Origin of the sequence: Loktanella sp. F6476L, assembly GCF_023015725.1 — a bacterium.
Taxonomy (GTDB): domain Bacteria; phylum Pseudomonadota; class Alphaproteobacteria; order Rhodobacterales; family Rhodobacteraceae; genus Yoonia.
Genome location: NZ_JALKAR010000001.1, coordinates 1,004,932 through 1,029,437, shown reverse-complemented (window position 1 = coordinate 1,029,437; position 24,506 = coordinate 1,004,932). Strand labels below are relative to the sequence as shown.

At 54.9% G+C, this 24,506-nt stretch carries 20 protein-coding genes; 10 read left to right on the top strand and 10 right to left on the bottom strand.

The window, feature by feature from the left end; genetic code table 11:
- Window positions 1-49: 49 nt before the first annotated feature.
- Window positions 50-1,420, bottom strand: coding sequence for a 3-deoxy-7-phosphoheptulonate synthase class II (locus MWU61_RS05165; RefSeq protein ID WP_247127169.1), 1,371 nt, complete (start codon window positions 1,418-1,420; stop codon window positions 50-52).
- Between the two features lie 198 nt (window positions 1,421-1,618).
- Between MWU61_RS05165 and MWU61_RS05160 the strand changes: the two genes are divergently transcribed.
- The 10 genes from MWU61_RS05160 to MWU61_RS05115 all read left to right on the top strand — a co-directional run bounded on the left by MWU61_RS05160 (window position 1,619) and on the right by MWU61_RS05115 (window position 12,710).
- Window positions 1,619-2,617: a GlxA family transcriptional regulator gene (locus MWU61_RS05160; RefSeq protein WP_247127168.1), complete on the top strand. Its 999-nt coding sequence runs from the start codon at window positions 1,619-1,621 to the stop codon at window positions 2,615-2,617.
- A 91-nt stretch (window positions 2,618-2,708) separates the two neighbouring features.
- Complete coding sequence (locus MWU61_RS05155) at window positions 2,709-3,623, top strand: peptidoglycan-binding protein (protein WP_247127167.1); 915 nt, start codon at window positions 2,709-2,711, stop codon at window positions 3,621-3,623.
- A 173-nt stretch (window positions 3,624-3,796) separates the two neighbouring features.
- Entirely contained in the window at window positions 3,797-4,981 is a 1,185-nt protein-coding gene (locus tag MWU61_RS05150; protein WP_247127166.1) for an ABC transporter substrate-binding protein, read from the top strand.
- A gap of 87 nt (window positions 4,982-5,068) precedes the next feature.
- Window positions 5,069-5,854, top strand: a complete 786-nt coding sequence (locus MWU61_RS05145) for an ABC transporter ATP-binding protein (RefSeq protein WP_247127165.1) — start codon at window positions 5,069-5,071, stop codon at window positions 5,852-5,854.
- A gap of 48 nt (window positions 5,855-5,902) precedes the next feature.
- The gene (locus tag MWU61_RS05140; RefSeq protein ID WP_247127164.1) at window positions 5,903-6,616 is read left to right on the top strand and encodes an ABC transporter ATP-binding protein; all 714 of its coding nucleotides are present in this window, start codon (window positions 5,903-5,905) and stop codon (window positions 6,614-6,616) included.
- Window positions 6,617-6,642: 26 nt separating this feature from the next.
- Window positions 6,643-6,969, top strand: a complete 327-nt coding sequence (locus MWU61_RS05135; protein ID WP_247127163.1) for a hypothetical protein — start codon at window positions 6,643-6,645, stop codon at window positions 6,967-6,969.
- A 19-nt stretch (window positions 6,970-6,988) separates the two neighbouring features.
- Window positions 6,989-7,999: a branched-chain amino acid ABC transporter permease gene (locus MWU61_RS05130; protein ID WP_247127162.1), complete on the top strand. Its 1,011-nt coding sequence runs from the start codon at window positions 6,989-6,991 to the stop codon at window positions 7,997-7,999.
- Complete coding sequence (locus tag MWU61_RS05125; protein WP_247127161.1) at window positions 7,996-9,348, top strand: branched-chain amino acid ABC transporter permease; 1,353 nt, start codon at window positions 7,996-7,998, stop codon at window positions 9,346-9,348. Before MWU61_RS05130 ends, MWU61_RS05125 begins: the two co-directional genes overlap by 4 nt.
- Window positions 9,349-9,421: 73 nt before the next feature.
- On the top strand, window positions 9,422-11,887 hold the full coding sequence (locus MWU61_RS05120; protein ID WP_247127160.1) for a penicillin acylase family protein: 2,466 nt from the start codon (window positions 9,422-9,424) through the stop codon (window positions 11,885-11,887).
- Between the two features lie 109 nt (window positions 11,888-11,996).
- Window positions 11,997-12,710: a GGDEF domain-containing protein gene (locus MWU61_RS05115; protein WP_247127159.1), complete on the top strand. Its 714-nt coding sequence runs from the start codon at window positions 11,997-11,999 to the stop codon at window positions 12,708-12,710.
- Here the strand turns inward: MWU61_RS05115 and hflX are convergent, their stop codons facing one another.
- From hflX to dusB, 9 genes are all read right to left on the bottom strand, one after another.
- Window positions 12,711-13,985, bottom strand: a complete 1,275-nt coding sequence (hflX, locus tag MWU61_RS05110) for a GTPase HflX (protein ID WP_247127158.1) — start codon at window positions 13,983-13,985, stop codon at window positions 12,711-12,713.
- A gap of 2 nt (window positions 13,986-13,987) precedes the next feature.
- On the bottom strand, window positions 13,988-14,221 hold the full coding sequence (gene hfq, locus MWU61_RS05105) for an RNA chaperone Hfq (RefSeq protein WP_183527674.1): 234 nt from the start codon (window positions 14,219-14,221) through the stop codon (window positions 13,988-13,990).
- 114 nt (window positions 14,222-14,335) lie between these two features.
- Window positions 14,336-15,859, bottom strand: coding sequence for a potassium transporter TrkG (locus tag MWU61_RS05100; protein ID WP_247127157.1), 1,524 nt, complete (start codon window positions 15,857-15,859; stop codon window positions 14,336-14,338).
- A complete protein-coding gene (gene trkA, locus MWU61_RS05095) occupies window positions 15,859-17,235 on the bottom strand; it encodes a Trk system potassium transporter TrkA (RefSeq protein ID WP_247127155.1) in 1,377 nt (458 codons plus the stop codon). Before trkA ends, MWU61_RS05100 begins: the two co-directional genes overlap by 1 nt.
- Complete coding sequence (locus MWU61_RS05090) at window positions 17,232-18,635, bottom strand: sigma-54 dependent transcriptional regulator (RefSeq protein WP_247127224.1); 1,404 nt, start codon at window positions 18,633-18,635, stop codon at window positions 17,232-17,234. The genes trkA and MWU61_RS05090 overlap by 4 nt, the downstream gene beginning before the upstream one ends.
- Before the next feature lie 8 nt (window positions 18,636-18,643).
- Window positions 18,644-20,893 carry a PAS domain-containing sensor histidine kinase gene (locus MWU61_RS05085; RefSeq protein WP_247127154.1) on the bottom strand — a complete coding sequence of 750 codons (2,250 nt, stop codon included), beginning with the start codon at window positions 20,891-20,893 and terminating at the stop codon, window positions 18,644-18,646.
- 105 nt (window positions 20,894-20,998) lie between these two features.
- Window positions 20,999-22,366 (bottom strand): response regulator, encoded by a 1,368-nt coding sequence (locus MWU61_RS05080; protein ID WP_247127153.1) that lies wholly within the window; start codon window positions 22,364-22,366, stop codon window positions 20,999-21,001.
- A complete protein-coding gene (locus MWU61_RS05075) occupies window positions 22,366-23,448 on the bottom strand; it encodes an ATP-binding protein (protein WP_247127152.1) in 1,083 nt (360 codons plus the stop codon). Before MWU61_RS05075 ends, MWU61_RS05080 begins: the two co-directional genes overlap by 1 nt.
- Window positions 23,445-24,440 carry a tRNA dihydrouridine synthase DusB gene (gene dusB / locus MWU61_RS05070; RefSeq protein WP_247127151.1) on the bottom strand — a complete coding sequence of 332 codons (996 nt, stop codon included), beginning with the start codon at window positions 24,438-24,440 and terminating at the stop codon, window positions 23,445-23,447. Before dusB ends, MWU61_RS05075 begins: the two co-directional genes overlap by 4 nt.
- Window positions 24,441-24,506: the final 66 nt, after the last annotated feature.

The following is a 24,506-nucleotide window of genomic DNA, read 5'->3' as shown; positions in this document are numbered from 1 at the left end:
GGCGGACCCATTTGGATCCGCCCTCTTTTATATCGTGTGCGCAGCGCGCTTAGCCTGCTGCAGCCGCTTTCAGCTGTGTGCGACGGTTGGACAGTTCTTCAGACACAAGGAACGCAAGTTCCAGAGACTGAGACGCGTTCAAACGTGGGTCGCACGCTGTGTGATACCGATCGGCTAGGTTTTCGTCCGTCACCGCACGGACACCGCCTGTGCATTCAGTGACGTCGGCGCCGGTCATTTCGAAATGCACACCGCCCGGAATTGTACCTTCTGCGTTATGTACGCCGAAGAATTCCTTCACTTCGCGCAACACGCTATCGAATGGACGAGTTTTGTAGCCCGTTGACGATTTGATCGTGTTGCCGTGCATCGCATCACACGTCCAAGTCACGTTCGCACCTTCTTCCTGCACGGCTTTGATCAAGCGTGGCAGGTGTTCACCAACGGAGCCAGCACCGAAACGCGCGATGAGGGTCAAACGACCTTCTTCGTTGTGTGGGTTCAGCTTTGCCATCAGTGCCTTCAGGTGCCCTGTTGTCATGGTTGGACCGCACTTCAAACCGATTGGGTTTTGCACGCCAGAACAGAATTCAACATGCGCACCGTCAGGCTGACGTGTCCGGTCGCCGATCCAGATCATGTGGCCGGAACCAGCCAGCATTTTGCCAGATGTTGAATCAACACGTGTCAGGGCTTCTTCATATTCCAGAAGTAGGGCTTCGTGGGATGTGTAGAATTCAACAGTGCTCAGCTCGTGGTTTGTTTCTGTTGAGATACCAGCCGCTTCCATGAAGGCCAGCGTATCTGAAATACGCTCCGCCATATCGCGGTATTTTGCAGCGCCAGCCGCGTCTGTGAAGCCCAATGTCCACTGGTGGACTTTGTGCACGTCAGCGTAGCCGCCAGTCGAGAAAGCACGCAGAAGGTTCAACGTTGCAGCAGCCTGCATGTAGGCCTGTGTCATGCGTTCTGGATCAGGCACACGTGCTGCTTCGGTAAAATCAAAACCGTTGATGATGTCGCCGCGGTAGCTTGGCAGTTCCACGCCGTCGACTGTTTCTGTGTCTGCGGACCGCGGTTTTGCCATTTGGCCGGCCATGCGACCAACTTTTACAACAGGCACTTTTGCGCCGTAAGTCAGCACCATCGCCATCTGCAGCATCACTTTAAACGTATCGCGGATGCCGTCGGCTGAGAATTCAGCAAAGCTTTCCGCGCAATCCCCACCTTGCAGCAAAAACGCGGCGCCGCGTCCGCATGCTGCCAGATGATCGCGCAGACGGCGTGCTTCACCTGCAAATACCAATGGTGGATATGACGACAACCGCGCTTCGACAGCTTTCAAAGCCGCCGCGTCGGTATAGGTTGGCATTTGGATCCGGGGCTTGCTGCGCCAGTCCGTTTTTTGCCATGTCGTCATTGTCTCGCTCCAAATTCTATCAGTTTTTGCTACACGACCAAGATGATCGGTCTCTGCTTATACTGTGTAACGCCAAGGCTTCCAATGCCAAAGTCCCGCAATTGAGGGTGCCAAATGTCATCATCATGACGAAATGACTTGTCAGATGCGCATTTTGTCGCAAAGGATGCCAGAACAACGACGATACAGGCGTGAAATATGAGCGTTTCTGACACCCCCACTTTGACGAATGACTTGGGCAAACCGAAACGGTTTGTGTTTGTTCTGCTCGATCAATTCACGATGCTTTGCTTTGCAAGCGCTGTTGAAAGTTTGCGCATCGCAAACCGGACAGCTGGCCAGCCGCTTTATGACTGGCGTTTTATTGGTGAAGACAGCGGCATGGCGACGTGTTCCAACGGGTGTTCGTTTCAGCTTGATGCCGATCTGGATGAGCTGAATCGCGATGATATCGTCATGATTTGTGGTGGCGTGAATATCCAAGCGGCCACGACGAAAAAGGTTTTGAACTGGGTGCGCCGCGAAGCAAGACGCGGTGTGACGATGGCCGGGTTGTGTACGGCTGGTTATACTTTGGCCAAAGCAGGATTGTTGGATGGTAAGAAGGCCACGATCCACTGGGAAAACCAAGACAGCTTTATCGAAGAATTCGAAGATATTGAACTGACGAAATCCGTCTACGTGATCGATGGCAACCGGATCACCACGGCGGGTGGCACCGCATCCATTGACCTGATGCTCAAGATCATCGCCCAAGACCACGGCGAAGATCTGGCGAATGCTGTCGCCGATCAGTTGATTTATTCGTCCATCCGCACTGACCAAGACACCCAGCGTCTATCCGTTCCGACACGTATTGGTGTCCGGCATCCCAAGCTGAGCCGTGTCATTCAGATGATGGAAAAGAATATCGAAGAACCGATCAGCCCTGCTGTGCTGGCGAAAGAAGTTGGCATGTCGACGCGTCAGCTTGAACGGTTGTTCCGGCGGTATCTGTCACGCAGTCCGAAACGGTACTACATGGAACTACGGTTAGGGCGTGCCCGTAACCTGTTGATGCAAACCGATATGACGGTGATTAACGTGGCCTTGGCTTGTGGTTTCGCGTCCCCGTCGCATTTCTCGAAGTGTTATCGGTCGCACTACAATACGACACCCTATCGCGAACGCGGCACGCAGGCGTCATCGCCGGTGTAATCGTCCGCGGGTCAGTATTTCCTGACCTTTACAGGTGCGCCATAGCGTTGAATGATCTTGGCATACACACTGCCACAGATTGGATTGCTCAATGCTGCGAAGCCGTTTGTTTATTAATAATCAAAGATTGAATGCCGCCGCCAACAATAATCCGGTGATCAGGCGTGGTGAGCCGGATCGCGATGCAGTTCGGTTGCTGCAACAAGCGTTGCGCGACCTGCAGGTCGCCACAATGCGGCGTTCCATCGGGGCCGACGGGATGTTCGACGGGGACTTTGGCGGGGAAACATTCCGCGCATTGAAAAGATTCCAGCATGACAATTCAGCCGGTGGTGCGACGGGCAATGGCACAGGCATTGCGGATCGCGAGACGTTGTTGTTGATGGACAGCCTGCTTGTTCCATTAAACATTGCCCCCTTAACGCCCACAACCGCCGCCGCTGCAGCCCCGCCGGTTGAGACATCAGCCACATTGGCCCGCAGCACACCAAGATTGCCGACCGGTACGCAGCTGCGCCAGCAATACGGCGCATTCACAGCAGTTGGCGGCAAGCCTTGCCAACGCGGAATCACCCATCAATGTGCCATCCGCCTGACGATTGCATTGGCGCGGTGCAACATCGGCTTTCACCTTTCGCCAAGCCGCGTCGGGGAACTGTATGTTCATTCCCCTAATTCTACGTTGTGCGGCGGTGGCTTGGAGGCACATGATGCAAGTGCGCGCCGCGTTTTCAATTACATCTCGGGGTTTTGGAATTTCACGGCCTATAGCATTCATCGCAGCATGTCGGGCCGTGATATTTACGCACGTATTCGCGACACACCTGCCATCATCTACTTTCACAGACTAAGTGGCGGCACCAATCACATCGACTTCTTCGATGGTGCGCGGATTATGAATGACGAACTGAATTATGCAGCCCCAGGAGAGCCAAGACGCGGACGTCCCGACGCGACATTTCAAGCAACACGGCGCGCCATCCACGTGTTGCCACTGCTGCGCTAAAGTGTTTTCCGTCTAAAGCATGCGTCCCTTTTAGGAAAATCGCGCAATCTTAGGTGAACCTTACGTCAATCTGCCTTTCTACGGCATATCAGACGCGCTCCCCTTCCCTTTTTGAAATGCTCTGCGTAAACTTTTTGGCAGGATGACAAATACATCCACTAGGGAGACAAAAAATGAAAAATCTTTTGATGGCTTCAACAGCCATTGCAATGACTGCTGGTGCGGCTCTTGCTGAAGACGTAAAAATTGGTGTGATCCTCGGTTTTACAGGTCCACTTGAATCCATCACACCTGCGATGGGTGCTGGTGCTGAACTCGCCATGGCTGAAGTCAGCGAATCCGGCGCATTGCTCGACGGTTCAACCGTCACGTCTGTACGCGGCGATTCCACGTGTATCGATGCGGGTGCTGCGACAACTGCTGCAGAGCGTTTGATCACAGCCGAAGGTGTGAACGCCATCATGGGCGCGGACTGTTCCGGCGTCACAGGTGCTATCCTGTCCAACGTGGCACTGCCAAACGGCACAGTGATGATTTCACCGTCTGCGACATCACCAGGCCTGTCCACAGCTGAAGACAACGGTCTGTTCTTCCGCACAGCCCCATCTGACGCACGTCAGGGCGTGATCATCACAGAAATCCTGCAAGATCGCGGCATTTCCGAAGTGGCGCTGACATACACAAACAACGACTACGGCAAGGGTCTTGCTGATGCGTTCCAAGGTGCTTTTGAGGCCGCTGGCGGCACAGTGACAATCTCTGCGGCACACGAAGACGGCAAAGCTGACTACGCGGCTGAAGTTGGTGCATTGGCATCCGCTGGCGGCGAAGTTCTGGTTGTTGCGGGCTACGTTGACCAAGGCGGTTCCGGCGTTGTGCGCGGTGCGCTTGATTCTGGTGCGTTCGATACGTTCTACTTCCCAGACGGCATGGTTGGCGCAAAGCTGAACGAAAACTTCGGTGAGGAACTGAACGGTTCTTACGGCGCATACCCTGGCACAGACAACGCTGGTGCTGGCAAGTTCGTTGAACTGGCTGAAGCTGCTGGCTTTGACGGCACAGGCGCATTCGCACCTGAATCTTATGACGCTGCTGCCCTGATCATGTTGGCGATGCAAGCGGCTGGGTCTTCTGCTTCTGCTGACTTCAAAGATCACGTGATGGACGTCGCAAACGCACCGGGCGTTGAAATCATGCCGGGTGAGCTTGCCAAAGGTCTTGAACTGATCGCAGCTGGCGAAGACATCGATTATGTTGGTGCATCCGCTGTTGAATTGATCGGTCCAGGTGAATCTGCTGGTAACTACCAAGAGATCGAATTCGCTGACGGCGAATATTCCACCATCGGTTACCGTTAATCGGACTTGAAACACTGGGACGGTGCGGGTTTATCCCGCGCCGTCCCATACGATAAGACACGCGATTTGCGTGGGTAGGTGGGGATCATGATCGTCGTAGAGAATTTGGTGAAAACCTTTGGTGGTTTTCGCGCTGTTGATGGTGCGTCGTTGGAAATCGGCGAAGGCACAATCACAGGATTGATCGGCCCGAACGGTGCCGGAAAAACCACACTTTTCAATGTGATCGCAGGCGTACATGAACCAACAGCGGGTCGTGTGACAATGGCGGGTGAAGATATCACTGGCCTGCCACCGCATGAATTATTTCACAAAGGGTTGCTGCGGACCTTCCAAATCGCACATGAGTTTTCCTCCATGACTGTTCGCGAAAACCTGATGATGGTGCCCGGTGCCCAATCAGGTGAAACGTTGTGGAACGCATGGTTTGGACGCCGCGGCATCGCCGAAGAAGATCGGGCGTTGGGCGCGAAGGCCGATGAAGTTCTCGAATTTCTGACGATTGATCACCTGACTCATGAAAAAGCTGGCAATTTGTCCGGTGGCCAGAAGAAGCTGCTGGAACTTGGCCGCACGATGATGGTCGACGCGAAGATTGTGTTCCTCGACGAAGTCGGTGCCGGCGTGAACCGTACTCTGCTGAACACCATCGGTGACGCGATCATTCGGTTGAACAAAGAACGCGGCTACACCTTCGTCGTCATCGAACACGACATGGATTTCATCGAACGGCTTTGCGATCCGGTTATTTGTATGGCCGAAGGCAAGGTGCTGGCCGAAGGCACGCTGGCAGAGATCAAAGCAAATGAACAAGTGATCGAGGCCTATTTGGGCACTGGGTTGAAGAACAAAGACAAGTTGGCTGCAACGTGATCGGGTGCGCAGTGGATTGTTTTGGACAGATGAAATTGGAAACACGACATGTCTGAGCCGTTTTTGATTGGCGACACAATGACCGGCGGCTACGGCAAAGGTCCTGATATTCTGCACGGCTGCACGATTGCCGTCGAAAAGGGCGAAATTGCCGTGATCGTGGGTCCGAACGGCGCGGGTAAGTCCACGGCGATGAAGGCTGTGTTTGGGATGCTGAACGTGCATTCCGGATCTGTGAGGCTGGATGGCGAGGATATTACCAGCCTGTCCCCGCAAGACCGCGTGATCAAAGGAATGGGCTTTGTGCCGCAGGTCCGCAATATTTTCCCGTCGATGACTGTCGAAGAAAACCTTGAAATGGGTGGCTTCATCCGGACCGACGATATCAAGCCGACGATGGAACAGATCTATGATCTATTTCCGATCCTGCGCGATAAACGCGATCAAGCCGCGGGCGAATTGTCCGGTGGTCAGCGCCAGCAGGTTGCTGTTGGTCGGGCGTTGATGACCCAGCCGAAGGTTTTGATGCTGGATGAGCCAACTGCGGGTGTATCACCTATCGTCATGGACGAATTGTTCGACCGGATCATCGAAGTCGCCCGCACAGGTATCCCCATTCTGATGGTGGAACAGAACGCGCGGCAAGCGCTTGAAATCGCGGACAAAGCCTATGTTTTGGTACAGGGGCGCAATGCGCATACAGGTACGGGTAAAGAACTACTGGCCAACCCCGAAGTCCGCGCGAGTTTCTTGGGCGGATGATGGTGAAAGCGGTATCAGCAATAGCGATGGCAGCGGGTCCGGTATCGGCCGAGACTGTGCTGTGTGATATGCAAGGTGCGGCTTTGGAATTCTTCATAGATCGCAACCACTTTGCCGCCCCCGTTGATGCTAATGAACCACCGCGCCGTGCGGCGACTGTGGTGTCATATGGTACGCAGCAATTCCCAGCGACCCCGTTTCTAATCGGGGACACACGCGGATTTGAGGCCGAGGGGAAAGGCGGAACAACAACACTTTTTGTGATGCAACCGAATGGCGATGCTGTGGTCAGCAACAGCCTTGCCGGCACGCGGATCACAGGAAAATGCACCATCCGAAAGGATGAGAAATGACGACGAAGGGTCTGATTTAATGGACTATTTAAACGCGCTAGTCGCATTGGCGAATTTTGTGATCGTACCTGGTCTAGCCTATGGTGCCCAGCTTGCGATCGGCGCTTTGGGCGTCACGATGATCTACGGCATTTTGCGATTTTCGAACTTTGCCCACGGCGATACGATGGCTTTCGGGACTGCGATCACCATCTTGTTCACATGGCTGTTCCAGTCTTGGGGCATCTCATTGGGGCCGTTGCCGACCGCCCTTCTCGCTTTGCCGTTCGGGATCGCGGGTTGCGCGTTGTTGCTGCTTGGCACTGACAAAGTGGTCTACAAGTTCTACCGCGCTCAGAAAGCCAAGCCTGTGATCCTTGTGATCGTGTCGCTTGGCGTGATGTTTGTGATGAACGGCATCGTCCGCTTTGTGATCGGTGTCCGCGATATTCGGTTTGCAGATGGCGAACGTTTCATCATTTCCGCCCGTGATTTCAAAGAAATGACGGGTCTGCGCGAAGGTTTGGCGATTAAGTCCACGCAAGCCATCACGCTTGTCGTTGCGATCATCGTCATGGCGCTGTTGTTCTACTTCCTCAACAAAACGCGCACAGGCAAATCCATGCGTGCGTTTTCTGATAACGAAGACCTCGCGCTGCTGTCCGGCATCAATCCAGAACGGGTTGTGATGGTTACGTGGTTGATCGTTGCCGCCTTGGCCACGACTGCGGGTGTGTTGTACGGTTTGGATAAGTCTTTCAAAGCGTTCACCTATTTCCAATTGCTTCTTCCCATCTTCGCCTCTGCGATCGTAGGCGGGATTGGTAATCCAGTGGGCGCGATTGCGGGTGGTTTCACAATCGCCTTTGCAGAGGTGACGATCACTTACGCTTGGAAAAAGATCCTCGTGTACATCATGCCCGAGAACCTCGAGCCCGATGGGCTCGTCCAATTGATGTCCACCGATTACAAATTTGCCGTCAGCTTTGCGATTCTGATCATCGTGCTGCTGTTCAAACCGACCGGCCTGTTTAAGGGGCAATCGATATGAGCCTTTCATTGCGTAACACATTCCTCGTTCTGTTCGTCGCAGGTCTATACCTGCTGGAAGGCACAACCGAGTATTGGATTTTCAGTGGGTCACCGGATTCCGCGCTTAAGATGCTGAACTTCGCGCTGATCGCTGCGATCATGGCGCTTGGCGTGAACCTGCAGTGGGGTTTTGCTGGTTTGTTCAACGTCGGGATCATGGGCTTTGTGGCCTTGGGTGGCTTGGCGGCCGTTCTGATTTCGATGCCACCAACCGAAGGCGCGATGGCCGCAGGTGGCTGGCGCGTGTTGCTGGGTCTGCTTATGGGCGCGGCAACGATTGTTCTGACGGTCCTTGCCCGTGCAAAAATGGCGCCGGGCCGCTTGCGGACACTAACCACATTGGGCATTCTCGTCGTTGGCTTCTTCGTATTTCGTTGGGTGTTTGACGGCGGCGTTGCGGGCGTTGAGGCGATTAATCCTGCATCGACAGGCAACATCGGTGGTCTGAACTTTGGTGGTGAAAACTACAAAGACTACGGCTGGATGGCGATTGTTGCTTGGCCTGTTGGTGGTCTGTTCGCCGCAGGTGCCGCTTGGGTCATTGGCAAAACAGCGCTTGGGCTACGGTCAGACTATTTGGCGATTGCGACTTTGGGCATTGCCGAGATCATCCTTGCCGTTATCAAGAACGAAGACTGGTTGTCGCGCGGCGTGAAGAACGTCACCGGCCTGCCCCGTCCCGTCCCGTATGAAATTGATCTGCAAAGCGATCCGACCTTTATTGAACGCGCTGCAAGCTGGGGGCTCGATCCAGTCACAGCGTCCACCTTGTGGGTCAAGATCGGCTATTCATTGATCTTTACCGTTTTCTTGGTTGTGCTGTTGGTATTGGCCCAATTAGCGCTGAGTTCACCGTGGGGCCGCATGATGCGCGCGATCCGTGATAATGAGACCGCGGCCGAAGCGATGGGTAAAAACGTCACCGCACGGCATTTGCAAATCTTCATCCTTGGGTCTGCAATTTGCGGGATTGCTGGCGCGATGATCGTCACGATTGATGGTCAGCTGACGCCAACGTCATATCAACCCCTGCGTTTTACGTTCCTAATCTGGGTGATGGTGATCGTTGGTGGGTCGGGTAACAACTTTGGTGCCGTGCTTGGCGGTTTCCTGATCTGGTGGCTTTGGGTCATGGTTGAACCTTTGGGGCTTTGGGTCGCGGAAGTTACCACCGCAGGTCTTGATCCGACAAACTGGTTCGCGGTCCGCATGTCCGAATTCGGGGCACATATGCGGCTGTTGACCATGGGTGTTGTGATGCTGCTGGTCTTGCGGTTTAGTCCGCGTGGTTTGATGCCCGAAAAGTAGTCGAAACCAAGGAGTGGTCCTTGGTTTCACGAGGCGTTACAAGGCCCGAAGCAAATAACGTTAAAGGTTACACATGGCGCTCGTTTTTCGGTGGCTGATGCGGTTCATTACTGGGCTGATTGCGTTGTGTGTGGTCGTGTTTGTCCTCGCCTATTACTTCGCGTCCCGGTCATTGCCGGAATACACCGCTGACGTAGCCGTCTCCGGCATTATCGCGCCGATCGAAATCGTGCGCGATAACGCGAATGTGCCGCATATTTTTGGCGAAAACGACGCGGATGTGTATTTCGCGCTCGGCTATGCCCATGCCCAAGACCGTATGTGGCAGATGACGATGCTGCGCCGCACTGCGCAGGGTCGGTTGTCCGAATTGTTCGGGGAACGGACGCTGCCGATTGATAAGTTGCTGCGTCACCTCGATCTTTACCGGACTGCTATTGATTCCGTTGAAGATCAGGACGACCAGACCCGTGTCGCGCTTGATGCCTATGCTGACGGCGTAAACGCTTGGCTGGGTAAAGTGAGTGAAGGCGCACGAGGCCGCGGTGCGCCCGAGATGTGGATGTTCAACCATGCGATTGCGCCGTGGCAGCCAGCAGACAGCATTGCGGTGATCAAACTGATGGCTTTGCAGCTGTCGTCGCATCTTGAGAACGAAGTTTTGCGGGCCCGCACATCGTTGATGTTGCCGCCTGACCGGGTCGTCGACATCTTGCCCGATGATCCGGGGATGGGCATTGCGATGTTGCCGGAATACGCGTCTCTTGTCCCAGATGTCCCGCGCTATGCCGCGAACACGCGGGCGCCGTTTGATCCTTTGTCCCCCGTCAAACCAGCCCCATTGGCTGGTGCGTCAAATGCTTGGGCTGCCGGACCAACACGATCGGCAACAGGTGGTACCTTGCTTGCCAATGACCCGCATCTAGGACTAACCGCACCAACCGTCTGGTATCTGGCGCGGCTTGAGCTTGCGTCAGGCGGTGTGATCGGCGGCACGATCCCGGGGGTTCCAGCTGTGATGACTGGCCGGAGTGATCAAATCGGTTGGGGTATCACATCCAGCTATCTCGATGATCAGGATCTTTTCATCGAAGAAATTAACCCTGATGATCGCACCGAATACCGCACGCCGGGTGGTTGGGCGCCTTTCGCGACACGTGACAGCATCATCAACGTCCGTGAAGGATCGGCCGTGACTGTGCGCTTGCGGGCGACAGAGAACGGGCCGGTCATTCCGGCTGATCAATTCGATCTATCGACGATCACGCCGCCGGGGCATGTTGTGTCATTGGCGTGGACAGCATTGTCGCGCGATGACACCACGATGTCCGCCGCGATCAAAATGATGCAGGCTAAGAACATAGCGGACGCCTTTGAAGCTGCAGAAGACTACATCGCGCCGTCGCAGAACCTAACGGTCGCAGATCGCACCCGGATCGGACTAAAGACCATTGGCGCGATCCCTGCCCGCACGCCCAACCATCAAAGCGAAGGCCGTCTGCCAAGTTTCGGTTATATCGATGCAAACCGTTGGTATGGCCGACTGTCCTATGCTGATAACCCTGAATTCACCGACCCGTCAGGTGATATCTTGGGTAACACAAACAACAAAACGTCGGATGCCCCGTTTCCGAACCATGTGTCTTACGTGTGGGGCGACACCCAGCGGATCAAACGGTGGCAGCGCCTGATGCAAGCGCGCGAAGTGCATACCCGCGAAAGCTTCATCGAGGCGCAGTTGGATACCGTCAGCTATACCGCGCGATCACTGCTTCCTTTAATGGGCGCTGACCTGTGGTTCACAGGTGAAGCAGCCCCCGATGGCACCCCTGAACGCCGCAGGCAGCAAGCGTTAGAGCTGTTGGCCGCATGGAACGGCGAAATGAACGAACACCTGCCCGAACCATTGATTTACGCCGCTTGGTTGCGAGAATTGCACAAGCGGCTGACACGCGATGAACTAGGGCCTCTTGCATCTGAGTTCACCCATGCAGACCCTGTCTTTATTGAGCGTGTACTCCGCGACATCGACGGCGCATCTGTATGGTGTGACGTGGTGCAATCTGCGCCTGTTGAGACCTGTACCGATATTTCACGCCTTGCCCTTGATGATGCGCTAATCTGGATCGATGAAAACCATGGAACAACGGTTGCAGCGTTGCGTTGGGGCGATGCCCATCAGGCAACACACGATCATCCGGTTCTGGGGAATGTGCCACTGCTCAGCTGGTTCGTGAATATCCGGCAGTCCACCTCTGGAGGTGATAACACGCTGCAACGGGGTAAAACGTCAGGCACGGGGCCGAACCCGTTCCAGAACGTGCATGCGGCGGGGTATCGCGGTGTCTATGACTTTGCCGATCCCGATAGTTCGGTCTTTGTCAGCGCCACTGGACAGTCAGGGCATCCGCTGTCGCGTTATTATGACAACATGGGTGAGCTTTGGCGACGTGGTGAATACGTGCCAATGTCATTTGATCCGGCACTTGCACGGGCGGCGGCGGTCGGCGTGACGTCTCTGACGCCAACGGGGCAGTAGCCTTATCAAGTTATTAAGAACGCCAAGCTATCTGGAATGGATGACTTGGTTAGACAAATTGATACCGCGGCTCGTGGCGGGTTTTGCGATAAAATCCTGGCGAGATCTTGTGCTGAAGCTGGTCCTGTTCTGCGTGCTTGTGACTGCGGTATCTTATCTGTCCAGTGTCGACCTGTTTCCAAGCGTTGGCGCGTTGGGCTGGGCGTCTGAATTTTGGGTATTCATTCTTGCGGCGGCACCTGTACTGGTCTTCCAAATGAGCGTCGTGACCTATCTAAGCCATCTGCAACGCCGTCTTGAAGGAGCTGAATTGGGCGACGCGCTGACTGGATTGCCAAACCGTCTTGCGTTCATCAACCGGACCAAAACGATGCGATTGCTATACCCGCAAGGAGTTATGGCACTGTTTGACGCGGATAATTTCGAACGTATCAACGACGCCTACGGTCATGCGTTCGGTGATCAGTGTTTGCGTCAGATAGCCGAAGTCCTGCGTGAGAATACAACGGATCAAGATGTGATCAGCAGGCTGAGCGGCACAGAATTCGCGGCTTTCGTTCCGGTCCAGTCAAAGACCGATGTCAAAGCGCTGTGCGATACGATGTCGGATGAAATATCGCGAAAGGCACAACAAACGCATGCAATGGGGGGCCGCAGCGTGCGGTTAACGATGTCTATCGGTGTAGTCCAAGCCGGTCCGCATCATCCCATCGATCTGTTGCTTAGTCGTGCGGATACGGCACTTTATGGCGCGAAAGATTCTGGCCACGGACGAATTGTGCATTGGAAAGACGTGCCGTCCACCATGCGGCAGGCATCGTGATCAAAGACGAGAGAACCGTTCTTTTTGCAGCGATGTCCAGAAGACCGTCAGTTTATACCCATCGTCCGTCTGGGTATCATCGGTGACGATTCCTTGATCAAACAACCAAGCGCGTTCGCGTCCCTGAGCAAAGCTGAGTTCAAGCACGGCTTCACTGCGCGGGTCTTTCAGTTTGCTGGCAAGGTCATCCAGCAGCCTCGCCATTCCTTCGCCAGTAATCGCGGACACGGCATAGAGATCATCGGTGCGATCTGCCGTTTTAATCATCGCTTCACGGGCTTCGTCGTCGACGCGATCAATCTTGTTCCACACTTCGATCAGCGGTGACCCTTCGGCGACACCAAGTGATTCAAGAATCTGCATGACATCGTGGGATTGTTCTTCGCTTTGCGCATGCGAAATATCACGAACGTGGACAATCAGGTCGGCGTCCAACACTTCTTCCAAGGTGGCGCGGAATGCGGCGACAAGTTCGGTCGGCAAGTCACTGATAAAACCCACGGTATCCGACATGATGACATCGTCACCGGACGGCAAAGTAATTTTGCGCATCGTGGGGTCGAGCGTCGCAAACAACATGTCTTTGGCAAAGACTTCCGCACCGGTCAGTTTGTTGAACAGCGTCGATTTGCCTGCGTTGGTGTAGCCGACAAGCGCTACAATCGGGAATGGCACCTTCGCGCGCCCTGCCCTGTGCAACGTGCGGGTTTTCACAACCTTTTCAAGGTTTTGCCGCAAGGCCTTCAACTGCATATCAATGGCGCGACGGTCGGCTTCGATCTGGGTTTCCCCCGGACCACCCACGAACCCAAGCCCACCACGTTGGCGTTCAAGGTGAGTCCATGCACGGACAAGTCGTGTCCGTTGATACGACAACGCGGCCATTTCGACCTGCAAAACACCTTCAGCGGTGCGCGCACGATCGCTAAAGATTTCGAGGATCAGACCGGTACGGTCTAGCAGTTTTACGTCCCATGCTTTTTCAAGATTGCGCTGCTGCACGGGGCTAACGGGCCCGTCCACAAGAACGAGCTCGACTTCCGCTGCTTTGATCCGCTGCTTCAGTTCTTCGATCTTGCCTTTGCCAAATAGCATACCCGCATGCATTTTTGGCAGGCGCACAACTTCTGATCCGACCACTTGAAGGTCAGGCAAAGCTGCGGCCAAAGACACCGCTTCTTCCAAAGCGGGTTCAGCCAATCGGCGTGAATGGTTTGACTTTACGTCTGGGTGCAGCACCCAAGCCCGTGTGATGGGCCGGTCGTGTTCAAGCAAAGTTACTCTTCGCCTTCATAAAGTGAAATTGGCTGCGCTGGCATGATCGTTGAGATCGCGCTTTTGTAGACCAGTTGTGACTGACCATCACGACGCAGAAGTACGCAGAAGCTATCGAACCAAGTAATCACGCCCTGAAGCTTGACCCCGTTCACCAGAAATATGGTGACAGGTACTTTCGCCTTACGCACGTTGTTCAGGAAAGCGTCTTGCAGGTTGGCTTTATCTGAGGCCATAGGTGAACCCTTTATTGTTATTATGGCCACGCATGGCCGTCCTCATCTTCGTTGATGGCAGTATGTCCTGCGCTACGAAATTGTTAAACCCCCGAAATTGAGGGCCGTCTTTGATTAGTTCCGCCAGATTTCTGGATTAAACAATGCAATAATCGCTAACGTTTCCAGCCGACCCAATACCATTGCCATGGCAAGAATGACTTTGGCGAGGTCTGGGATGCCGGAATACGCAATTGGTGTCTCTGCGGCCACAATCGCTAAGGGGCCTGTTGTGGAAAGCGCCGATACGGCAAGAACCATAGCGGTTTCGAACTGCACACCTGTCAATGATAGCAAAACCATCACCGCCGCGATGCTGACGCAGAACAGCATAAAGAAAATCCACGAAATATACGCGCCTTTCCGTCTGATACGTCGGGCTTCACGGCCACCACCACCTACAGAAGATGGATGGACCAAACGTTCGAGTTCGCGGCCACTGTGACGATACAACGCATACACACGCAGCAGTTTGATGCCGCCAGCCGTTGTCGCCACCCCGCCACCGATCAAGGCGAGGCCTGCCAGCAGCAGTCCCGGTGTTGGCAAACCCGTCCAGTTGGTTGTTTCCACCCAATCTGCCGATTCAAAACCAGTCGTCGTCAGAAATGAGGCAACGGTGAACAACGCGCCCCAGATCGCTTGAAAACTATCCCCCAGTTCGGTCTGGGTAGTTTCATCGATGGCCGCAACAAAATGGCGTAGAAATAGGAACGCTGATGCGAGAACGATCAGCGTGATACCGATGCGAAATTCGGGATCATGAAACCAGCCTTCGTCGTTTTCACCAGCAAGACCCTTGCTGAAAATAAGGCGGCTGATTGCGATCACGAAGAAACAAAAGACCAGCACTTCGCCCCAGAACCCTGAAGCGGCGTAATAGAAGCCGCCAATTGGTGTGATTCCGGAAGTCGATAGCACCGCCATTGCATGGCAAAGGGCCACGTAGGAATATTCCCCAAGCAACGTCAGCCCGCCCCAGAGCGCCACGGTCAGTGCCACGTAAAGCGGCGTGAGTTGCAGCGCATAGCGTGTCAAACGTTCGCCCGCATCAACCGCGCGGGCTTCTTGTGCGGCCCCATAAGCAGTGCCCCTGCCCGCGACCGACGTAGCACGCACTTCGAAACCACCAAGGTTCATCGGTGCAAAGATCGAAATCGCCGCGATCCAAACCAGAAGCCCGCCAAGCCACCCGACCAACGACCGCCATAGGTGCAGCGCTGGCGTCAGTCGGCCTGCATTATCGTAAAGTGTCGCGCCTGTGGTTGTCAGGCTCGACACCATTTCGAACCACGCGTTCAGGATCGTTGTGTTTCCAACGGCCTCGTAGAACGGAATAGCCAACATAAACGGAAGGACCGTGAATGCGGCAAGCAGCGATAAAAGCTGGCTGCGTGCGACATTCTTTGGTTCATAGCCCGCGGTTGCCAGCCCCATGACAAGCGTGAGCGTACCGAACAAAATGAAGCCGTAAAAGAAGACGCGCATGGCGACGTAATCGCCCAACGACAGGCCAAAGCCCGCAGGGACGATCATCGCTAGCGACCCGATCCCCATCAGGATGACGAAAAATGGAACGCGGGACAGGCTTTTTATCATTAGAAGAAGTCGATCGTCACTTGCAGCAGGCGTTCGACCTCTGGAACGTCCGCTGACATCGCGAAAATGGAAATCACGTCCGCTTCTTCGATGCGCGTTTCACCGGTTGGTTTCACAAACTTATCGCCCTTTAGAACCGCGCCGACCAAGACACCTTCCGGAAATGCAACGTCTTTGATCTTTTTACCGGCGATCGACGATGTGCTAAGCACTTGGGCTTCGATGACTTCGGCCTCGGCGTCACCAATCGAATAGACGCCGCGCACACGTCCATGACGCACATGGCGTAAGATTGACGAAACGGTCGTCGCGCGTGGGTTGATGTAGGCATCAACGTCTAGCGGGCCCATCAACGGGATCAGCGTCGGATCATTGATCAGACAAATCGCCATTTTGCAGCCCATTTCCTTGGCGCGGACGGACGTCAAAAGATTGGTTTTGTCATCATCCGTGACGGCGAGAATGGCGTCAGCATTGGTGATGTTCGCTTCTTCCAGAAGGCTGGAATCGAGCCCGTCGCCGTGCAGCACGATTGTGCGATCCAGCGCATCGGCGGCGTTTTCGGCAATCTTGCGATCCTTTTCAATCACTTTCACCCGAACGCGTTCAGTTCGTTCTTCCAGAACCTTGGCGACACCTAGCCCAACGTTACCGCCGCCGACGACGACGATGCGTTCCTGTTTTGCATGTGTTTTACCGAAGATTTCGAGCGTCCGTGTCAGGTCTTTTGTATCTGTGAAAATGTAGCAATCATCTTCTGGAAAGATTTGATCGCCGGGGGCTGGCACGAACAAAACCCCATCGCGCCTGATGCCAACGACAATGGCACGCAAAGTCGAAAAGAGGTCGGTAAGCTGCCGTAAAGGCGTATTAATGACCGGACAGTCTTCGTCGATTGTGATGCCGATCAACTGCGCGCGGCCCTCAAGGAAGCTTTCCGTGTCGAAGGCAGCAGGAGATGCGAGTCGCTGCAATGCGGCCTCTGCCACTTCCTTTTCCGGCGAAATGACCACGTCGATGGGCAGATGATCGCGGCGATAGAGATCGGAATAGATAGATTCGAGATAATTCTGTGCCCGTAGCCGCGCGATTTTACGCTGCACTTTGAAAACCGAATGCGCGACCTGACATGTGACCATGTTCACTTCGTCCGAATAGGTCGCGGCGATGATCATATCCGCATCGCGCGCGCCTGCGCGGTCGAGCACGTCGGGGTAACTGGCAAAGCCCGCAACCCCTTGCACATCAAGCGTATCTGTGGCGCGGCGCACCAGTTCGGGGTTATTATCAACGACGGTTACATCGTTGTTTTCCCCGGACAAATGGCGGGCAATTTGCCAGCCGACCTGTCCCGCGCCGCAGATAATGACCTTCACGCTTCTTCACCTTCCACGTAAGCGACGCGTGCGCCTGCTTTGGATGTTGTTGCCACACCGAGTGACTTCAGCTTGCGGTGCAACGCAGAGCGTTCCATGCCCACAAACGACGCCGTCCGGCTGATGTTGCCGCCAAAACGGTTGATCTGGGTCAACAGATATTCACGTTCAAACAATTCGCGGGCCTCGCGCAGTGGCAATGTCGCCAAACCACCTGACAACACGATCCGACCTTCGTCAACGGGGCCTTCTTCTGCGGATGGCAGTTCTTTCGCGCTGATGTCGCTGCTGCCTTCGCCAAGGATCAACACGCGTTCGACAACGTTTTTCAACTGACGCACGTTGCCCGGCCATTGCATCGTTTGCAGCAAAGCACGGGCGTCATCGGCCAGCGCGCGCAACGGCAGGCCCTGCGCCTTGTTCAGCATGTCGATGAAATATTCGGCCAGCAGCGGAATATCTTCGCGGCGTTCTTCAAGGCTCGGCACTGCAATCGGCACGACGTTGAGACGGTGGTAAAGTTCTTCACGGAAGACACCCGCATCAATTTCAGTCGGTAGGTCTTTGTTCGTGCTGGAAATAACACGCAGATCAACTTGAATCTTTTCAGTCCCACCCACACGCTGGAATGTTTGATCAACCAAGACCCGCAGGATTTTTGATTGTGTCCCAAGTGGCATATCCGCGATTTCATCGAAGTAGATGACGCCGCCATTAGCTTGTTCGAGCAGACCTTTTTCGACACCATTTGTTGGCGTCTCGCGTCCAAACAGCACCTCTTCCATACGCTCTGGTTCAACAGAGGCGGAACTGACAGTGACAAACGGTGCATCCGCACGGTTTGAATTTGTATGGATATACCGCGCCGCGATTTCCTTGCCTGCACCGGCCGGACCGGTCAGCATAACGCGGCCATTGGATTTAGTGACTTTATCAAGGTTGGCTTTCAACGTGCGGAACGCCGCGCTGTCACCCAACATGTCGGTCGCGCCGGAATCGCCGCGCTTGAGTGCCACGTTTTCACGGCGCAGACGGGACGTTTCCATTGCACGCCGGATAACGACAAGCAGTTGGTCGATGTTGAACGGTTTCTCGATGAAATCGTAAGCGCCCTGTTTGATCGCAGCGACTGCAATTTCGATGTTGCCGTGACCTGAAATGATCACAACAGGCACGCCCGGATGGTCGCGCTTGACGGTCTTGAGGATATCAATCCCGTCCATGTTGCTGTCTTTGAGCCAGATATCGAGGATCATCAGCGCAGGCGTTTCCGCCTCGATCTGCGCCATGCATTCGTCCGACGTGCCCGCAAGCCGCGTTGTAAAGCCTTCGTCGATCAGGATTTCCGAGATCAGTTCCCGAATATCGCGTTCATCATCAGTGATCAGAATATCGCCCATTTTGTCCCTCATGCTGTCATTTTATTGGCCCGCACACCAATTGGTGTCACCGGCAGTGTGATGATGGCGCAGGCACCCGCGTGGGTGTGGCCGTCAAATATTGTGGCGTCCGTCAACGTGAGCGTACCGCCATGTTCTTCGATAATTTTCTTCACGATTGGCAGGCCAAGGCCCGTACCTTTGTCGCGTGTCGTCACGTATGGTTCAAACAGCCGCGCTCGATCTTCGGGCAGCCCGATGCCATTGTCTTGGATAGTGATCTGACACATGTCTTCGGCCACCATCATCATCACGCGAATTTCTGGATGCAGGATCGTCACGTTGCCTTTTTCCTGAGCGCTTTCAATCGCTTCACCCGCGTTCTTGATTAAGTTGGTCAGCGCTTGGCTGATCATCGTACTATCGATGTCTGCCTTTACAATCTCGTCCGGCAAATCAGAGATAATCTTAACGTCAGGCTGTCCTGCTTCCTGCAAGGTCACGGCATCTCGGACCAACGACACTAGATCGTTCTCGCGCAGTTCAGGTTCTGGCATCCGCGCGAATTTGGAAAACTCATCAACGATGCGTCGTAAGTCATTGGTTTGCCGCACAATCACGTCGGTCATTTGGTCCAGCTTGTCTTGATCTTCACCGACCTGATTGCGGAATTTCCGTTTGATCCGTTCGGCAGACAGTTGGATTGGGGTCAGTGGGTTCTTGATTTCATGCGCGATGCGACGTGCCACATCACCCCATGCTGCCAAACGTTGTGCGCTGACGAGGTCCGTCACATCATCAAAGGCGACAACGTAACCTTCCAGATCCCCCTCTTCATTCCGACGCGGCGCCATGCGGACCAGCAGACTTTCTTGCTTGCCGTCGCGGATCAAATTGACTTGTTCCTGCACCGCCGCGCGTTCGCCAGACACCAATTGACTGAACAGCGGATCGAATTCCGGAACAGTGACAGCGAGCGCGCCGTGTCTTTGGTCGGGGCCAACATCCAACAGACGCTCGGCTGATTTGTTCACGAACGTGACATCGCCGTTGGGACCAAGGCCTACAACGCCTGATGTAACAGAGCTTAGCACGGAATCGAACAAACGGCGACGTCGTTCAGTCGCATCATTGGTTTCCAGCAGCTCGTCACGCTGGCCCTTCAGCTGCGTGGTCATCTGGTTAAAGTAATGTCCCAGTTGGGCAATTTCGTCATCACCATCGTCTTCGATCACACGCACATCGAGATCACCGGCACCGACGCGCTGTGACGCCGTAACAAGCCGTCCTACAGGACGTGACAAACGTTCGGCAAACCAAAGACCCAACCAGATCGCCGCAAGGATCAGAATGACGGCAAAGCCCAAGTACAGAAGGCCAAATTGAAATAGCCATCGACCACGTTCGTTTTCTAGCTGATCGTAAAGCGCATAGGTTTCTTTGGTTTCGTCCAGCAAGGACAGAACCGATCCGTCGACTTCTCGGGTAATATAAAGGAACCGATCAACGAAGGCCGCCAACGGGATCAGCGCACGGAATTCGTTGTTTGCCGCGTCTTCGATGATCACAATGCCTGTGTCTAAGGCTTCTTGGTATTGCCCCGCTTCCGGAGCTTCAAAATCGAATGCGTATGAATTTTCGTCGCGGGCAACAATTTCGCCGCCGCTGTCGATGACAAATGCTTCGGTCAGACTGCGGTCGATTTGCGATTGTACGGACCGCAAAGCCTGGATGGTTTCGGCTTTGCTCATAAAGAACGTCGCTGCGCGTTCAGCGTTAAGGTACCGTGCCAGCCCGATGCCATCACGCGTCAATTCACTGCGGTGTTCATTCTCGTAAGCCTGCGCAGTCGAAAGCGATGTGCTGACAACATTTCGCACACGGTCCGAGAACCAGCTTTCAAGGCCAAGGTTTATTGAAAGCATCGCAAAAATCGCGACCAGAACCGTCGGGATCAGCGCAAGCAGACCAAACACACCCGTCAGACGCAAATGCAGTCGTGAACCGGCTGATTTTGCCCGTCGTGCCGCGATCATTTGTGCGACCCGCCGCAGCACCAAAACAGCAACGACAAGAATGTAGATAAGGTCAGCCAGCAGCACCAAGCGCAATGTTGGTGATGATCCGCCCTGTTCTAGCGGCCCCAATACATAAAACGTCAACGCAGCCAAAATCGGGCCAAGCAAAACCAGCCCAAGCGTGAACGCGTTTTGGACCCGCCGACGACGAGACCAGCGACTGAGTCGCGAGAAATCAATGCCCAAAAGGGTACGCTGCACGCGCATTGCCCTGTCTTCCCACGGGGTTTCCCCCGCATTACCGCCGTTTTTATGTGGTCCTTTCCAAAAGCACTGCGCTTTTGGGGCCACGGTTATGTTGCGGTTTTACATCAACTTGCGGCGGCGTGTCACGCGAATATCGAGGTCTGTGATCTTCTTGCGCAGGGTATTTCGGTTAATTCCCAATAAATCTGCGCATTTCGCTTGGTTTCCTGCCGTGGCGTCAAGCGCGATCTCAATCAACGGGCCTTCGACTTCGCGTAAGATTCGGTTGTACAGGCCGGGTGCTGGCAACTCTCCACCGTGCAAATCGAAGTAGCGGCGCAGGTGTTTGGCCACCGATCCTGACAGTTTGTCCGTGTTGCTTGCGGAAATGTGCGGCTCCATGGCCGGCTGATTCCCGAGAACCATTTCGACTTCGGTCCGCGAAATTTCCTCTTCGCTGGCAGTAAAGACCAGACGTTTCACTGCATTTTCAAGCTGACGGACGTTGCCCGGCCAGCTATAGGCGCGGATCAACGTCGAAGCCCCGTCGCTGAGACGGCGCAAGGGTGCCCCTTCGCGTTCAGCGCGGTTCAAGAAATGTTCGGCGAGCAGTGGAATATCGTCCACACGTTCACGCATCGGTGGCACTGCGATGGTCACACCGCCTAACCGGTAAAACAGATCTTCGCGGAACGAACCGCTTTCCATCAAGCCGGACAGGTCGGACCGCGATGTTGCCATGATCCGCGGCGCGGTATCGCCGAGGCTGTCGAGCATTCTGACGATCTTGGCCTGTGCGACATTGTCCAGATCACTGACCTCATCGAAAAGGATAGACCCTGCTCGTGCGCGTGCAAGCACGGCACTTGGTCCATCCATGCCTTCGAGGTCTTCTGCTGAAACCGTGACAAAAGGCAGATTGCGACGATCCGAAAAATCATGGATGGCTTTCGCGATCAGTGACTTCCCTGTCCCGCTTTCGCCTGTGATCAAGACGGGCATCGCCGTGTTCATCACGCGAGCAACAAGGCGGTAGAGTCCCTGCATCGCGGGTGTCCGTCCGACCAACGGTAGATCAGACGCTTCATCGGCGGGTGCTTCCGCGCGTTGTTGTGGGACACGCCGTTTGATTTCGAGCGCACGGGCAGCCCGTTTCATTAGGTCCGGTAGATCGAAAGGTTTCGGCAGATAATCGTAGGCTTCGGCTTCGGCGGCTTGGATCGCTGTCATGATGGTGTTCTGGGCCGAAATGACGATAACTGGCAATCCGGGCCGTGCGGCTGCAATCAACGGAAGTTGTTCCAGACCATTTCCGTCTGGCATGACAACATCTGAAATCACCAGATCGCCTTTGCCTTCCTCAACCCAGCGCATCAGCGTCACAAGTGACGACGTTGCGTGCACTTTACAGCCCGCGCGGGTCAAAGCCTGGGTCAGGACTGTCCGGATGGTCCGGTCATCATCAGCGACAAGTACAGTTCCGTCCATCAGCTGTCTCCCTCGTTCTCTTTTATGTTATGTTTTGATACTGGCAGCGACACGCGGAACACGGTGCGCCCGGGTACGCTGTCAACCGATATCCAGCCGCCCTGTTCGCCGACGAGCTTCGAAACTAAGGCCAGCCCCAGTCCGGTGCCGTTTTCACGCCCTGATACAAAGGGTTCGAAGATGTCGTTTGCGATGTCGGCAGGTAGGCCGGGTCCGTCGTCGATAATCTCAATCTGCAATGGCAGCCGTGCAGAAGTGCCATCCAGTCGCGACACGCGCAGCGATGGATCATAGAAAGTGTGCAATGTGATTTTGCCACCCGGACCGCCGGCTTGTGCGGCATTCTTGATCAGGTTCAACAGCACTTGGAGCAGCTGATCACCGTCAGCATAGGTTGACGGCAAAGACGGATCGTAGTCTTCGACAAACATCATGTGTGCTGCGACGCCAACTGACGCGGATTGCCGCGCACGGTCTAACACGTCGTGAATATTCACCGATGCAAATTTGGGCGGCTGAAGGTTGCCGAACTGTTCGACCTGTTCCAGCAGTTTCACGATCCGACGGCTTTCTTCGACGATCAAATCGGTCATTTCCTGATCTTCGGACGATAACCCCATCGACAAAAGCTGGGCAGCGCCCGTGATCCCCGCGAGCGGATTTTTGATTTCGTGGGCCAACATTTCGGCCATGCCGATGGCTGACTTCGCGGCCTTAGATGAGTTTTCGTTCTGGACGAGGCGACTGGCGATTTCGCGTGGACTGATCATCATGATCATTGAGTCTTCTGTGCCTTGCAGCGGTGCGATCTGCACGTTGCAATGCATCGGTGCCCGCATTCCGGACCCCACATCCACGTCATTCACAAACAGCGAGGTGCGGTTGCGGCGCGCGCGGGCAAATGCCTGCTCTAACGGCGCATTGATCATGACCTTGTCCCACAGGTTTGCGCCATTCAACGCTTTTGCGGACAGGTTCAGAAACGTCTCAGCAGCGCCATTGCTAGCAGTGATGACGTCATCACCGTCCAACAGGATGGCCGGTACGGGCAAGGAAGCCCAAAGCGAAGTGTCGGTAATCATGCCGCTTCCTGTCCTTGTCTATCCAACGCGTCGGGCAAAAGCCGCAGGACCGCAGTTGGATCTTTTTCGGTCAGTACGGCTTTGCGCAAACCCGTCGGGGTCGCGGCATCATCCATGTACCAACCCAAATGCTTGCGGGACACTTTGCGCCCCAGCTCCGCCCCGTAGAACGTCAACATCGCCTCGTAATGCTTTGAGACAAGGTCAATTAAATCGGCTCCAGTCGGTGCGACCGGGCCGCTTCCACCCGCAAGTTCTGCCGAAACCTGCGCCAGCTTCCACGGACGCCCCTGCGCGCCGCGTCCGATCATAATGCCGTCGGCGGTTGATAAGTTCATCGCTTGCGCACCGGTTTGCGCATCAACAATGTCGCCGTTCGCAATAACTGGTATCGAAACGGCGTCTTTGATGTCTTTGATCGCAGCCCAATCCGCTGATCCTTTGTAGAATTGGCAGCGGGTCCGACCGTGGATCGTCACCAGCTTTATGCCTGCGTCTTCCGCACGTTTTGCCACAGATGCCGCGTTCAGACAGTCGTGATCCCATCCCAGTCGCGTTTTCAACGTGACCGGCACGTCTACTGCGTTCACGACGGCCTCGATCAGCGTTAGCGCGTGATCTGGGTCTTTCAGCAAGGCTGAGCCGGAATAGCCTGTCGTGACCTTCTTCGCGGGGCACCCCATGTTGATATCGATGATTGCGGCACCGTTGTCCGCGACCATCTTCGCGGCCTCAGCCATCCATTGTGCATCGCGTCCGGCAAGCTGAACGGCAGTGCCATCTTGATCAAAACCCAATTCGGCCCGTTCGCGCACGCCGGGCTTGGCTTGCACCATTTCCTGCGACGCGACCATTTCACTGACGACCCAAGACGCACCGAAGGACGCAACCAACTGCCGAAACGGCAGGTCCGTGATTCCGGCAAGCGGCGCAAGAACAACAGGCGTTGATGCGGCCTGACCGTTCAGGATATTAAGGAAATCGTTACTCACAGTGTGGGTGGCCTTCGTTTTAGTCGTGATCAAAAATTAGCCGCGCGGATCAGTGGCGACAATGCG